The following is a 14,917-nucleotide window of genomic DNA, read 5'->3' on the forward strand; positions in this document are numbered from 1 at the left end:
GCTAAAGCTTCTCTTAGGTAAAAGGGAAAAGGACTGTTTTTTATCGTCTACATGTATCCACATAGACGAAGAAGACAGTCCTTTTCTTTGCTACTATGGTTTTTTGACGATTTAGACAACAACAAACCAATTTAGTGGTTCATTGTGGTTCATTTCGGTTTCAATCGATATCCCCTGCTATTCTACTGTTCATGAATCCTGCATAACCTAGTTAATAGCTACCATTGAAGTAATGTCACGGATAGATAATCTACGAATTTCTTTCTTTTTGTTTGTGTCATCTTCTCTTTTGCCAAGTACGAAGCAAACATATCCCTTGCTTACATGGGTCATGGTTCCGCTGATGATTACACCATTAAACATTTTAACTTCCACGTCTTTGCCAACCAATGTCATCGCTTTTTGATCGAATCCCATTATCAAGCACCCCGTTTTCATTTGGTATACGATACGATATGCCCAGATGGTGGGTACTGGTGACTGTCCCAAAATAATTTTTTTGTAGAGGAAGAAAATCCTTATTTCCGTATATAAAAAAAGCGGATCTATGCTATTTACTAGCATAAGAACCGCTTTTTTATTTTGGGAAGAAACTACACGTAAATGCCTCTTACTACGTTTGTTTGTTCACGATCAGGTCCAACGGAGAAGATGGACATAGGTACTCCTGTTAGCTGCGTGATGCGCTCGATATAGTGACGAGCAGTAGCCGGCAGTTCATTTAAATCACGAATGCCTGTAATATCTTCACTCCAACCCTCAAGCTCTTCATATACTGGTTCACATTCAGCCAGTACTTTTAGGCTTGCTGGGAATTCATTTAAAATCTCACCTTTGTACTTATAAGCCGTACAAATTCGAAGTTTGTCTATGCCAGACAGTGTATCTAGCTTCGTAATTGCTAAACCAGTGATACCACTCACGCGACGGGCATGACGAACCACAACAGTATCAAACCAGCCGATACGGCGAGGTCTTCCTGTTGTTGTACCAAATTCAAATCCTACCTCACGGATATGATCACCTGTTGCATCATGCAATTCTGTTGGGAATGGACCGTCCCCTACACGTGTTGTATATGCTTTCGCCACACCAATTACTTGATTAATTTTGGATGGTCCTACACCAGAACCGATGGTAACTCCACCCGCGATCGGATTGGACGATGTCACATATGGATAAGTACCTTGGTCAATATCAAGTAATACCCCTTGAGCTCCTTCAAAAAGGACACGGTTTCCGTTATCAATAACATCATTTAACACAACCGATGTATCAGCTACGTATGGACGAATGATTTCAGCATACTTCAGATATTCTTCATAGATATCTTCTAGTTTAAAGCCTTCTTCGTTATATAGCTTTTCAAGAATGCGATTTTTTTCTATCAGATTCCGAGCTAATTTCTCTTTAAACTCTTCTTTGTCCATCAAATCAGCGATACGAATACCAATACGTGCTGCTTTATCCATGTAAGCAGGACCAATACCTTTACGAGTTGTACCGATTTTGTTTTGGCCTCTACTCTCTTCTTCTACTCCATCTAGCTTAATATGATACGGTAGAATAACATGAGCACGATCGCTAATTTTTAAATTGTTAGTAGTGAACCCATGACCATGCAGATAATCTAGCTCTGCTACCAATGCCTTAGGATCAATAACCATACCGTTTCCAATTACGCAGATTTTATCCTTATAAAAGATCCCGGATGGAATCAAGTGAAGCTTGTATTTATTCCCATCAAAAATAATTGTATGACCAGCATTGTTACCTCCTTGGTAACGTGCTACTACCTCTGCTGTTTCTGCCAAATAATCTGTAATTTTTCCTTTTCCTTCATCGCCCCATTGGGTTCCTACAACCACGACTGTTGACAATGAACACACCTCCTGATTAATAATCAGAAAAACAAACTCATTTTACTAAAGCAAAGCCCAGATGTCAACCAAATCACGAACATTTTATAATCCTTATTACTATATGTTCGTAAATACATATTCATTCTATGCCAAAAAGGAGCAAGTTCCCCTGTCCTTTTACCTATTTTTCTTAGTATATGCCAAAAAAAGAAAAAATGGCGGTAATAAGCTCTTGTTGTGCCTAGTAAAAACAAGAAATATGTATTTTCTATCCCGATAAAACACAATAAAAGCCATCTTCTCGAATGGAAGATGGCTTTTGTTTGTTACCCTACTTCTCGATAACGATGGTCTAGGCTGACAAATTTATTGAATTCCTTTAAGAAAACAAGCTCAACGGTTCCCGTAGGACCATTACGTTGTTTGGCAATAATAATCTCAATAATATTTTTCGCTTCCGTTTCCTTATCGTAGTAGTCATCACGATATAGGAAGGCAACAATATCAGCATCCTGCTCAATTGAACCTGATTCACGGATATCTGACATCATTGGACGTTTATCTTGTCGTTGCTCAACAGAACGGCTTAACTGTGACAAAGCAATGATAGGTACGTTTAGCTCACGAGCAATCCCTTTTAACGTACGAGAGATCTCAGATACTTCCTGCTGACGGTTGTCACCTTTTCCTCGGCCCTGAATTAACTGCAAGTAGTCAATTAGAATGAGTCCTAGCCCTTTTTCCGTTTGAAGACGTCTGCATTTCGCACGAATATCCTGTACAGTTATACCTGGTGTATCATCAATATAGACGGGGGCCTTAGCTAAAGTACCGATCGCCATCGTTAGCTTTTGCCAATCATCTTCTTCCAATCCACCAGAGCGCATACGGGAAGCATCTAAGTTGCCTTCCGCACAAATCATACGTTGAACAAGCTGAGATGCTGACATCTCGAGAGAAAAGATAGCTACTGTTTCATTCGCCCTTGCAGCAACGTTCTGCGCCACATTCAAAGCAAACGCTGTTTTACCTACAGAAGGACGGGCAGCTAAAATAATCAGGTCAGACCGTTGAAAACCTGCCGTCATTTTATCTAAATCAGGATAACCAGATGGAATACCTGTTATATCGCCTTTTCTTTGGCTCAAAAACTCAATACGTTCATAGGTTTCCATCAAAGCATCACGAATAGGAATAAACCCTCCGCTATTGCGGTTTTGTGCGATCTCTAGGATATATTTTTCCGCATCTGCAATGATTTCGCCTACTTCATCTTCACGTGAGTAACCATCATTAGCAATTTTAGTTGCTGTACGAATTAATCGACGAAGTAATGATTTCTCTTCTACGATTTTGGCATAATACTCAATATTAGCTGCTGTAGGAACAGAGCTAGCGAGAGATGTTAAATAGACAACACCACCCGTTTCTTCCAAGACCTTTTGATCCTGTAAATCTGCTGTAACCGTTACAAGGTCAACCGGCTCGCCTCTTTCATAAAGAGCAAGCATAGTATTGAAGATACGCTGGTGAGAAGTTTTATAGAAGTCTTCTGGGCGAAGGAGTTCCATCGCAGTAATAAGCGCTTCTTTGGATAAGAAAATCGCACCCAACACCGATTCTTCCGCCTCTATATTTTGCGGCGGCACTCGGTCCAAATATAAATCGCTCACTTCACACCCCTCAACTTCTGTTCAAATTTTACTCTTCTACTACATGCACTTTTAAAATCGCTACAACATCGTGATGTAGCTTTGTTTTTACTTGTGTAACACCTAAAGAACGAATAGGCTCCATATCTAATTTACGTTTATCCACTTTTACGTTAAATTGCTCTTCCAACGCTTCTACTACCTGCTTGCTGGAAATCGCTCCAAAAAGACGTCCGCCCTCACCGGCTTTCCCTTTTATTTTAACGGTCATTTCATTCATTTTCTCAGCCAATTGTTGGGCTTCTAATTTTTCTTGCTCTTTTCTTTTATCTTCGTTCTTTTTTTGCGCCTCTAAATTCTTAACATTTCCATCTGTTGCTTCTTTAACTAAGCCTCTTGGCAGTAAGAAATTGCGAACATAGCCCTCAGACAATTCCTTGATTTCACCTTTTTTACCTTGTCCTTTTACGTCCTTCAAAAAGATTACTTTCATTTGAAACGTCCTCCTTTACAATTCTGTATCTATAACATCTTTTAACAATCGTACAGCATCAGGAATGGCAATATCTTTCATCTGAGTAGCAGCTCCATTTAAATGACCGCCTCCACCCATTTTTTCCATGATTGACTGTACATTTATATCACCTAAGGAACGGGCACTAATTAAGACTACTTCATCAGCTCGCATAGCAATGACAAACGAAGCCTGCACTCCTTCAAGTGTTAATAGGGCCTCTGCTGCTTGTGCTACCTGCACCTGAGAGTAGGTTTCCTTAGGGTCACCCACTGCAATTGCCATCTTGTCACGATACACCTCTGTATTCATAACTACGCGTGCACGTTTGACAAACTGCTGGATATCCTCTTTTAAGAAACGTTGCACCATTGCTGTATCGGCTCCATTCCTCCGCAAGAAAGAGGCTGCCTCAAAGGTACGTGAACCTGTACGGAATGCAAAGCTTTTGGTATCTACTACAATCCCTGCTAATAGTCCCGTAGCAGTCACGCTATCTAGGCTGACACGATCATTCTGGTACTGTAGAAGCTCAGTGACTAGCTCAGCTGTAGAGGAAGCGTATGGCTCTAAATACAACAGAACTGGATCATTAATAAACTCCTCAGAACGGCGATGGTGATCAATCACCACAATGCGACTGGTTTCTTGCAACAGACGGGATTCAATCACAAGTGACGGACGATGTGTATCTACAATCACTAATAAAGTTCTTGAAGAAACAATCTGTAGGGCTTGATCTGGTGAAATGAATGCTTCCGCTAGCGGGGATTGATTCACTTCCTTCATAAGTCGTTCAATCGCTGGATTAACCTCGTCTAACACGATAAAACCTGGTTTATTGTGTATTTGTACGGTTTTTATCACACCAAGACAAGCACCGATAGAATCCATATCGGCATTTTTATGTCCCATGACAATAACTTGCTCAGCTTCGTGGATTAAATCACGTAGCGCATGGGCAATAACCCGCGCACGAACACGCGTCCGTTTTTCAACGGCATTCGACTTACCACCATAGAAGGTTAATTTGTTTCCAACTTTCACGGCTGCTTGGTCACCACCGCGTCCAAGAGCAATATCCAGACTGGACTGAGCATTCTTGCCCACTTCCACTAGGCTTGGCATTGCTGCACCTACCCCAATGGATAACGTAATAGGAATCTTGTTGTCTGCTGTCATTTCGCGTACGACATCCAGGATATCAAAACGTGTTTCCTCTAACCGATCTAAGGTAGCGCGATCCATAACCGCTAAAAACTTATCAGAACTCATGCGACGAAGTAAAATCCCATGCTTCTGCGCCCATTCGAGTATCACACCAGATACACTGGTCGTAAGCAATGTACGGCTTTGGTCGTCCATTACCTGCCCCAGCTCATCAAGATTATCTAAATGAATGATACCCACAATAATTTTTTCTTGCTGATACCGAATAGCTAGCTCTTTATATTCAGTTACATCAGTAAAATACAGCAAACGTTCTTCAGGGCGAATTAATACCTCATAAATTCGCTCACCAAAGGTAAAATCCAGTTTCTTCTGTTCTGCTTTCCATTCAAGCGCAGGAAATACTTCAGCTAATTCTTTTCCGATCAAATTATCCATATTGGTCATTTGTTGCATATAAGGATTCGTCCACTCAACTTCCTGGTCCTCATTAAACAGCAGTATCCCAATGGGCATTTCCTGTAATACGCCCTCGCTTGCCTTCTTAACTCGATGATTAATAGTGGCAATATACATTTTTAAGTCTTGCTGAAATCTCTTTTCAATTTGAAGCGTGGCTAATATGAGACCGATAATGCACACTATCCCTATCGCGCCATATATCCAGTGATATAACGTCAAGATGGCGACAAGCACTAAGCTAAAACTTAAAGCTAAAACCATATGTAAGCCATACCAACGTTTAAACAGGAACTTGGGCATTTACTCAGCTCCTCTTCACTTTCTACTCTCAAGTCTTGTACGTAATCGTATGCCCAAATCAAGCAATCCCACGAATCCTAATACGGTAGCTAACAATAATACTACCCCGCCTATAGTAAGTATAGTAGCTAGGATGAGAAAAATAAATACTCCAGCAAAGACATATGGAAAGCGCCATTTGCTCTTATATTTATCAACAACGAATGCTACAAACCCTAACCCCTGAATGAAAAAGAGGCATTGTAGAGCATAAAATAAGTTAAATAACAAAGAACCACTCGTCGTTTGACCCATTGTATTTCTATTGAAGAGCATGAACAGCAACGTTACCACATAAAAAAAGAGAAGTGATCTCGGTAACTGCCATTCTCGTATAGGTGGCAAAGCTGGAATTTTAATGGACAGTCTTTTACAAATCAGTCGTGCAATCCAATGAATAATCGTGGTAGATACAAAGCTACCAAACATAATGATAAACGGCAACAGGATAGTCATCATCTCAAATATATCCGTTATCAATTTTTTCCATGCCTCTACGGTATACTCTGGAGGTCTTAGCTCTAAAAGCTGCTGATTATTTAATACCATCTCTTTACCTTGATGAAACTGCTGAACAATATCAATACCTATAAGCTTCGATGAGACATACACTAAAAATACATAAGACAGCGCTTTAACAATAGAACCTGCAAAAATACCTGGAAATGCTCGATTGGTATTCTTGTACGCATAGCCCATCGCCCAGCCCAACAGTACGGAAGATAGTGCAAAAATAATACCAACAATCGAGCTAATGATCAGTCCAAGCACAGCAAATGCTATCGATACGATAATCATTTGTTTACCTGTACGTCTCATCGCTAAAATAATGAACGGAATAGGCAACAAGAAAGAGAATACGCCAGATAGAGGAGTTGCCAGGCCTAAAAAGAGAAATACGCCTGCAATTCCCAGTAACAAAGCACTTTCTGCTAGTTGTTTTGTTCGATTAGGCAAAAAGGAGCGACTCCCCTCTTATAAATATGGAAAAAGAGGGGCCACGCTCTGTGCCCCCCTTTGACTTTATTGATTCTATTCAGCCGTATATGGCAGCAACGCTACTTGACGAGCGCGTTTAATAGCGATTGTCAATCTACGTTGGTATTTAGCAGAAGTACCAGTTACACGACGAGGTAAGATTTTACCACGCTCACTGATGAACTTCTTAAGAAGATCAGTGTCTTTATAATCGATCTTTTTAATCTTATTAACAGTAAAGTAGCAAACTTTACGGCGTTTATTAGGACGTCCTTTACGTGCCATGAGAGTCCCTCCTTTTCAAGTTATGATAGTTTACATACGATCTAGAACTTAACTAGAAAGGCAAATCATCATCTGAGATGTTAATCGGCTTTCCAGAATCGGCGAAGGGGTCATTAAATGAATCGTTATTACCTTTGGAAGCCGGACGTGTACCACCATAGCTTGGACCAGGGTCATAGCCGGTGTTTCCTTCACTCGCTTCACGTGAGCTTAGGAACTGCACGTTATCTGCAACAACTTCTGTTACGTACACTCTTTTACCCTCTTTATTATCATAGCTTCTGGTTTGTAAACGACCTTCTACGGCAGCTTTTCTACCTTTACGGAGATAGTTTGCACAAAGATCGGCCAATTGACGCCATGCTACAATATTGATAAAGTCCGTTTCCTTTTCGCCACCGGCTCCAGAATAAGGACGATTTATCGCTAAGGTAAAGGTCGTTACCGCAACGCCATTGGGCGTATAACGCAATTCAGGGTCCTTTGTTAAGTTTCCAATTAAAATAACACGATTTAGCATAAGACTCCCTCCCCGCGACAACGATTACTGATCTTCTCTTACGAAAAGGAAACGAATAACGTCGTCGTTAATTTTCATCAAACGCTCAGTTTCAGTAACAACTTCAGCGTTAGCTTTAAAGTTCATCAAAACGTAGAAACCATCCTTGAACTTTTGGATTTCATAAGCAAGACGACGCTTACCCATTTCTTGAAGCTTGGTGATTTCTCCACCATTGTTAGTCACGACTTCGCTATAACGAGCTACATTCGCTTTCACTTTCTCTTCTTCAAGGTCTGGACGCAATACGTACATTACTTCATATTGACGCATACCTTCTTCACCTCCTTTTGGACTAGCGGCCCTTTTAAAAAAAGGACAAGGAGCGAGTGCTAATGAAACCTACTAGAGGCACCCATTTCCATACTCGCATTTAAGCATTATAACAAACCATTAGGGACAAATCAAGAGATTACACGTTGAAACGGAAATGAATAACGTCGCCATCTTTTACCACGTATTCTTTACCTTCCAAGCGATATTTCCCTTTTTCACGAGCAGCATTCACATTGCCCGCCTCTACTAAATCATTATAAGCCACTACTTCAGCACGAATAAATCCACGCTCAAAGTCTGTATGAATAACACCAGCAGCTTGAGGAGCCTTAGTTTCTTGACGAATCGTCCATGCGCGTACCTCTTGAACCCCAGCGGTGAAATACGTAATCAAACCAAGCAAGGAATAAGCAGCGCGGATCAAGCGATCAAGACCTGATTCTTGCAGGCCTAGCTCTTCTAGGAACATTTCCTTGTCTTCGCCTTCCAATTCAGCAATTTCAGATTCTACTTTAGCACTGATAATGACTACTTCAGCACCTTCAGCTTCAGCATGCTTGCGAACTGCTTGTACATGTGGATTCTCTTCAGCAGTATGAATGCCGTCTTCCGCTACATTACAAACATACAGCATTGGTTTAATTGTCAACAGGTGCAGGTCACGAATGATTTTAAGCTCATCTTCTGTTAGCTCAACGCCACGTGCTGCTTGACCTTCTTCAAAAGCGGCTTTTAATTTTTCTAATACCTCAAGCTCTACTTTTGCCTCTTTATCCCCTGACTTCGCTTTACGCCCCATACGGTCAATCCGGCGAGTAACAGAATCTAAGTCAGCAAATACCAATTCCAAATTAATGGTTTCAATATCGCTTAGTGGATCTACCTTACCTGCAACGTGTACAATGTTCTGATCTTCAAAACAACGTACCACCTGTGCAATCGCATCTACTTCACGAATATGGGCCAAAAATTGGTTCCCCAACCCTTCCCCTTTGCTCGCTCCTTTAACCAAACCAGCAATATCCACGAATTCAAAAGCGGTAGGTACAACTTTGTTTGGAACAACGATCTCTGTTAATTTGTTTAAACGTGGATCAGGTACTTCAACGATACCAACGTTAGGATCAATGGTACAGAAAGGATAGTTTGCAGATTCAGCACCCGCTTGTGTAATCGCATTAAATAAGGTAGATTTACCAACATTAGGAAGACCTACAATTCCAACGCTCGAACCCATATATATATACACTCCTTATTTTCCGAAATAGAACATGCTCTCTAGTATAAAGACTTACTGGTTATAATACAATCATAACCGCTTCCAATCTTTAATAGAAAGAGTTCCCACAATAAGAACTTAAATTGTTTGTTCATATTCCTTTACTAACTTATAAAAGTCGTCTTTTTTAATAGAGTTTCTTTAAAAATGTACAGCAGTAATGGCACACCTTTTCCATTTCTTTTTTTACGCTCTAAGTTATGCTCCTTAGTTCATACACAAGCGTAATGCCAAACTGGATCATTAAAGAAAGTGTTTCGTGAGTAATTACCATGCGCTCACCCCCTTCCTTTTGGGGATGAGCCGACCACCAATGAGGAGCACCGAACTATTGTATTAAGAAATTTATAACAGTTAATCAAAAAAATCCAAGTGGTTTACTAGAAATAAAAAAAAGCGTTTTCAAGGAAACTCTCTCTAAACTATTAAGATTGCAACATAAAAAACGCACCCTTGAGGTGCGCTTTTTTATTCTAACTATCTAGGAATATTGCCATGCGGGTTTCTAAATTTTGATATCACGATACTATTTCCGAAATTATCGGTTGCTAATGTTGCAGTGAAATAGTCTGTCCGTGTCACTCCTATTTCTTTAAATTTATACACTCTGGCATTGTTCCAAGTCCAGATTTCTCCTTGCTTGTTCGGAGGAATATCCAAAGTGAATGTATCTTTATAGTTGGTCTTAGTGATCCATTTTTTACCCACTTCAGCATTAAAAACCTTTTCAAATCCCCCGCCCACATTTATCGATGTTTCGGAGAATGATTCTCTCTCTACTGTACGCACCCATTTAAAATCTTTTTTCGATCTATTTTCTGTATAGTCAACCATGTAATCGTATTTTATAGTGCCCACGTAATCCACAAACTCGTATGTATCCAAAAGCATTGGTTGGATATCTTTCCCCTTTTTGTCGTCGCTAGTATTTTGTTCCTTAACAACAGATTCTTGTGTAAACCCATTTTGTTCCATAAATTTTTGAGCCTTTTCGGGATCGTCGATATAAATAACTGGCACAGTTTGTCCGTTTTCGCTTGTGATGTATTCAATCTTATCGGGTGTAATGCTACTGTCGCTCAATGATACAGGTAAATCATTTGCTTCAACAATATTATCTACCCAAGGAATTGTAATTCCAATTGATAGTGCAGCCACTAAGGATAAACCTATTAGCTTTTTCACAATACTTATTCCTCCATTTTTGTAAAATTTAAACATTTTTATAGTAGCATACAATTATTGGATATTCCATATCATTTGTAGTATTTTAAATATATTCCGTATGTAGGAGGGATTCAGATTTTATGTTCAAAATAGGTGTTGCTTTTCTTTTTGGAGCGTTCTTTCAGTTATTTCTGGCTATGGTCTGGGGCGAATGGTTCGCATTGGAAGAATACAAATTCACTCATACTTACTCAACCCATCCTTTAGATTCTTTCTATTCACTTTTCTACATTGAAGTGGCCATAAGCATCGTAATAATTTTACTTTCCTACTTTAGTAAAAAGGAGCCAAAGTAAAATTATCCACACATGCAGATTGCTAAAAGAAAAAAATACCCTAGAGCTACAAGTTCTACGTATACTTTTCATAACTAAGATCGCGTAACGATATCGTTGATGGTCTTAGTTTTTTTATTAAAGAGTCAATAATCGCAACGCAATCTATTAAATTCGAATAAAAGTCTATATCTTGTTCACATTTTATTGAATACGTCAGGAGTTGCTAAAATAGTATGGAAACTCAACCAAAGCGATGCAAAAAAAGAAAACCCAGTTTACCTAGGTTTTCTTCTCCGATTCCTTCAACAATCTTTCCAATTCATCAAGTCTCTCCTTATATACCTTCATCGCATCCTCTATTGGCTTAGCGGTAGTCATATCTACTCCCGCCTCCTTCAAAACGCTGAGAGGAGGCTTAGAGCTCCCTAACGAAAGTAACGTCTTGATATAACGTTCTGCTTCTGGTTTTCCACCCTCTTCTACTTGTTTGGCTAGAGCTACAGATGCCGCAAAGCTTGTAGCATATTGATAGACATAAAAATTGTAAAAAAAATGAGGTACGCGGGCCCACTCCATGGCAATCTCTTGATCCATAACTACCTGCTTGCCATAATATTTTTTATTGATATCCAGATACATTTTTTTAAGGGTATCCGCTTGCAGTGCCTCACCGCGTTGGTCGGCTTCATACATAGCTTTCTCAAATTCAGCAAATTGAGTTTGACGGAATAAGGTTGTACGGAAATTTTCTAAGTTTTGTACGAGCAATGCCATTTTCTCTTGGTTTGTCTTGGCTTTTTTATATTGGCTCGTAAATAATAGATTTTCATTCATAGTGGAAGCAACCTCAGCAGTGAAGATCGGGTAACCCGATGTGATATAAGGTTGCGCCTTGTTTGTGTAATAAGATTGCATAGCATGCCCCAATTCATGGGCAATAGTTGAGACATCTCCCTTTAAACCTTGATAATTTAACAATACATAGGGATGGGTATCATAGGCACCCCATTGGTAAGCACCCGTTCTTTTATCGGGTGTAGAATATACATCTATCCAGCGATTATCAAATGCCCTTTTAATCACAGATACATACTCCTCACCAAGTGGTGTAAGCCCGTTTACAACCAGCTCTTTTGCTTGCTCATAGGGGATATATTCGGTTTTTTGATCAATAAGAGGTACATATAAGTCATACATATGAAGCTCTGGTAATGAAAGAATCTCTTTACGTAGCTTGAGATAGCGCTCCAATAGTGGCAGATTCTTATTTACAGTGGAAATTAGTTGATCATATACCTCTACAGGCACCTGATTCGGGGTAAGGCTAGCTTCCATAGCATTCTTATACTTTCTACTTGATGCATATAGGTTATTTGCTTTAATTTGTCCTGCTATCGTCTGGGCTAAGGTATCCTGATAATTTTCTAGTGTCCGATACATCGCTTGGTATGCGGCTTTTCTAACCTGCCGATCCTTGCTTTCCAAATAAGTAGCATAGTTTGTTCTAGTTAAAGGCACCATCTTACCAGTTTCATCTTTTATGAGAGGCAGTGGAATGTCTTTGGACATCATCTTATAAATGTTTTCTGGCGTTTCCCCCAATGAAGAAAAGGAAGCCAACAACTGTTCCTGTTCTCTCGGAAGCATGTGCTGTTTTACGCGTATCGTTTCTTGAATAAATGGTTTGTAAGGGATTAGTTCTTGTGCCTGTAAAAACTGTTTCATCTTTTCATCGGGAATAGAAACAAGCTCTGGTCCTACCCATGCGGTTCTTTCCTTGACATATACTCGGATTTTTTCAGCTTGGTTGACAATGGCCTGAGCACTTGGGTTAGCCGTCTGTATATCAAAATTGAGTGTGGCATACACATTCACCTTATCGAGTAAACGCATTAATTGACTATATGCTTCCATTCCTTGAGCAAGTGCCTTTGCTGAATTCACCCATTTCCCTTGTTGTGTCGTAAAGGCATCGGCTAATCGCTTTACTTCCTGCTTATCTTTTTCCCACGCTGTAACATTTGGATAAATATCTGATAGATTCCATGTAAAAATGGTTGGAATTTCTTTGCGATTTTGGTATGATGTTCGTTGTGTCTCTTTGTTACCCACTTGTGGATAGGCAAAGGAAACAGACACAAAACTGCTGTGGATAAAAAACGTGCATGCAACAAATGCGCATACCAGGTTCTTTCCTTTGAGAGAAATCATAGCAACTTGCTCCTTTCTAAATAACGTAACACTTCCATATTTATTTCTATACATATTAGATTAGTTATTTTTTATGTAGGAAATCTCACTGGATAGTGTTCATCTCTTTTATTGTGATAAATTGTCACAAAATTATTCAATTCTATCCTGGATAAACCTGTGGATATCTCTGTGGATAGTTTTTTTGAAAAAAGTTATACACAAGTGAAAGCCTTGCTATACATGGGTTTTCACTTTTTGGGTTATCCACATTTTTTTATTTATTTTTGTGGAAAGGTTTTTTCTATACAAAAAAGATGCCCCCATACCCGAGGCATCCTTTTTTGTATCAAGCATATTGTTTATAGTTGTTCTTCTGAGGACTCTTTTGGCGCTGCTGGCACCAATACTTTTTTCATTTTCTTTTCAAATTCCAGTCGCGGAATCATCACACTGTGATCACATCCCGTACATTTAATTCGAATATCCATCCCCATACGAATAATCTTCCATGCATTCGTGCCGCATGGATGCTGTTTTTTCATCTGGACGATATCACCCAGATCAAAATGCTTTCTTTCCATGAATTCACCCACCTGGATTTATCACTTTATTATCTCTACCCATCATAACAGTTTTAGGGTATGGGATTTCAATACCTCTATGAACAAATTCTTGTTTAATTCGTGCTCTCATCTTACGCATAATTCCAAAATGCGTATTAGGCTTACACTCCGCTGTCACACGAATAATGACCTCTGACGGTCCCAACGCTTGAACACCCAATACCTGCGGTTGATTTACAATATCCTCTTCTTCTTTCCCCATTTTATCTATAATTTCCTTTAATATCGCTTCTACATGTGTTAAATCTTCCTCATAAGCGACAGAAACATCAACAAAAGCAACTGAATTCTGAATCGAGAAATTAGTCACTTGATTAATCGTACCATTTGGGAAGATATGTACTTCTCCCGTCCAGCTTTTAATTTTTGTGATACGTAAACCAATAACCATAACCGTTCCTGTTATTCCATTGATCGTTACCATATCTCCTACAGCAAATTGATCTTCAAAGATAATGAAAAACCCTGTTATTACATCTTTTACTAAGCTCTGAGCTCCAAATCCGACAGCAAGACTTAGTACACCCGCACTAACCAATACCGGTTGCAAATCTAATCCTACCTGTCTTAGTACAACCAATAGCGTAATGAAATAGATTGTGTATCTAGCAACATTTTTAACCAGTATTCGCATCGTATCTACTCGACGTCTATCAAATTGAATCATACTTTTTTCGCGATTAATAAAAATGCGATCAACTGATTTCCCAATAATGGTTACTAAAACCCGCGCCAAAACAATAATGAGAATAATCCCCAGCAAAGCAAAGCCTTTATCCACCCAGAAATCGGGGTTTGATATTACTCCATATACCTGATTCCACATCTTTTGAAATGCAGTTAAGTTAGCAGTCAAGTCTTGTTGTATTTCCTCCAAGTCTCTCAGCCCCTTTCTTTTTTACATACCTATCTCTACATAAGTTCCATTTTCATAGCGGAAAAAACCACGTATGACTACGTGCTGTGAAGTGATGATAGCCAGAGCCCGTTCAAATGACTCTCGTGGAAATTCAATAGATAGGGCACATCCAGCCGTAATTTCCTTAGGCGTCGGTCGGGTATCAATTTCAATATCCTCATATTCTAATAACATTTCTGCCCGTAACGCTTGCTGTGTTGAATCAAAAGCGATCAAGACGGTATCTTCCATCTTTGTGCTCTCTCCTTTTCCTCCAACCTCTATCACACTTACTCACCGGCTTATTAGTAAAGCATTATCT

The 14,917-nt window shown here is 39.5% G+C and carries 15 protein-coding genes; all 15 read right to left on the minus strand.

Translation table 11 applies throughout. From position 1 onward, the window contains the following. Nucleotides 1-207: 207 nt before the first annotated feature. On the minus strand, nucleotides 208-417 hold the full coding sequence (locus ACQV1I_RS24600; RefSeq protein WP_094700192.1) for a hypothetical protein: 210 nt from the start codon (nucleotides 415-417) through the stop codon (nucleotides 208-210). Nucleotides 418-593: 176 nt separating this feature from the next. Next, nucleotides 594-1,880 (minus strand): adenylosuccinate synthase, encoded by a 1,287-nt coding sequence (locus ACQV1I_RS24605; RefSeq protein WP_018671208.1) that lies wholly within the window; start codon nucleotides 1,878-1,880, stop codon nucleotides 594-596. A gap of 308 nt (nucleotides 1,881-2,188) precedes the next feature. After that, nucleotides 2,189-3,535, minus strand: coding sequence for a replicative DNA helicase (gene dnaB, locus ACQV1I_RS24610; protein ID WP_018671209.1), 1,347 nt, complete (start codon nucleotides 3,533-3,535; stop codon nucleotides 2,189-2,191). A gap of 28 nt (nucleotides 3,536-3,563) precedes the next feature. Further along, complete coding sequence (gene rplI / locus ACQV1I_RS24615) at nucleotides 3,564-4,007, minus strand: 50S ribosomal protein L9 (RefSeq protein WP_116333498.1); 444 nt, start codon at nucleotides 4,005-4,007, stop codon at nucleotides 3,564-3,566. A gap of 15 nt (nucleotides 4,008-4,022) precedes the next feature. Next, nucleotides 4,023-5,960 carry a DHH family phosphoesterase gene (locus tag ACQV1I_RS24620; protein WP_116333497.1) on the minus strand — a complete coding sequence of 646 codons (1,938 nt, stop codon included), beginning with the start codon at nucleotides 5,958-5,960 and terminating at the stop codon, nucleotides 4,023-4,025. Between the two features lie 15 nt (nucleotides 5,961-5,975). Further along, nucleotides 5,976-6,956 carry a YybS family protein gene (locus tag ACQV1I_RS24625; protein WP_094700193.1) on the minus strand — a complete coding sequence of 327 codons (981 nt, stop codon included), beginning with the start codon at nucleotides 6,954-6,956 and terminating at the stop codon, nucleotides 5,976-5,978. 75 nt (nucleotides 6,957-7,031) lie between these two features. Further along, nucleotides 7,032-7,262 carry a 30S ribosomal protein S18 gene (gene rpsR, locus ACQV1I_RS24630; RefSeq protein WP_018671213.1) on the minus strand — a complete coding sequence of 77 codons (231 nt, stop codon included), beginning with the start codon at nucleotides 7,260-7,262 and terminating at the stop codon, nucleotides 7,032-7,034. Nucleotides 7,263-7,314: 52 nt separating this feature from the next. After that, on the minus strand, nucleotides 7,315-7,782 hold the full coding sequence (gene ssb / locus ACQV1I_RS24635; protein ID WP_003334008.1) for a single-stranded DNA-binding protein: 468 nt from the start codon (nucleotides 7,780-7,782) through the stop codon (nucleotides 7,315-7,317). Between the two features lie 24 nt (nucleotides 7,783-7,806). Next, entirely contained in the window at nucleotides 7,807-8,094 is a 288-nt protein-coding gene (gene rpsF / locus ACQV1I_RS24640) for a 30S ribosomal protein S6 (protein ID WP_018671214.1), read from the minus strand. Between the two features lie 139 nt (nucleotides 8,095-8,233). After that, on the minus strand, nucleotides 8,234-9,334 hold the full coding sequence (ychF, locus tag ACQV1I_RS24645) for a redox-regulated ATPase YchF (RefSeq protein ID WP_094700194.1): 1,101 nt from the start codon (nucleotides 9,332-9,334) through the stop codon (nucleotides 8,234-8,236). Nucleotides 9,335-9,853: 519 nt separating this feature from the next. Further along, entirely contained in the window at nucleotides 9,854-10,561 is a 708-nt protein-coding gene (locus ACQV1I_RS24650; protein ID WP_116333496.1) for a hypothetical protein, read from the minus strand. A 599-nt stretch (nucleotides 10,562-11,160) separates the two neighbouring features. Beyond that, on the minus strand, nucleotides 11,161-13,092 hold the full coding sequence (pepF, locus tag ACQV1I_RS24655; RefSeq protein WP_116333494.1) for an oligoendopeptidase F: 1,932 nt from the start codon (nucleotides 13,090-13,092) through the stop codon (nucleotides 11,161-11,163). Nucleotides 13,093-13,433: 341 nt separating this feature from the next. Next, the gene (locus ACQV1I_RS24660) at nucleotides 13,434-13,655 is read right to left on the minus strand and encodes a DUF951 domain-containing protein (protein WP_094700199.1); all 222 of its coding nucleotides are present in this window, start codon (nucleotides 13,653-13,655) and stop codon (nucleotides 13,434-13,436) included. Between the two features lie 4 nt (nucleotides 13,656-13,659). Continuing rightward, the gene (locus ACQV1I_RS24665; protein WP_018671227.1) at nucleotides 13,660-14,574 is read right to left on the minus strand and encodes a mechanosensitive ion channel family protein; all 915 of its coding nucleotides are present in this window, start codon (nucleotides 14,572-14,574) and stop codon (nucleotides 13,660-13,662) included. Between the two features lie 21 nt (nucleotides 14,575-14,595). After that, on the minus strand, nucleotides 14,596-14,847 hold the full coding sequence (locus ACQV1I_RS24670) for a DUF3343 domain-containing protein (RefSeq protein ID WP_094700201.1): 252 nt from the start codon (nucleotides 14,845-14,847) through the stop codon (nucleotides 14,596-14,598). Between the last annotated feature and the right edge of the window lie 70 nt (nucleotides 14,848-14,917).

The sequence above is a fragment of the Brevibacillus sp. JB24b genome, assembly GCF_051713385.1.
Classification (GTDB): domain Bacteria; phylum Bacillota; class Bacilli; order Brevibacillales; family Brevibacillaceae; genus Brevibacillus_B; species Brevibacillus_B laterosporus.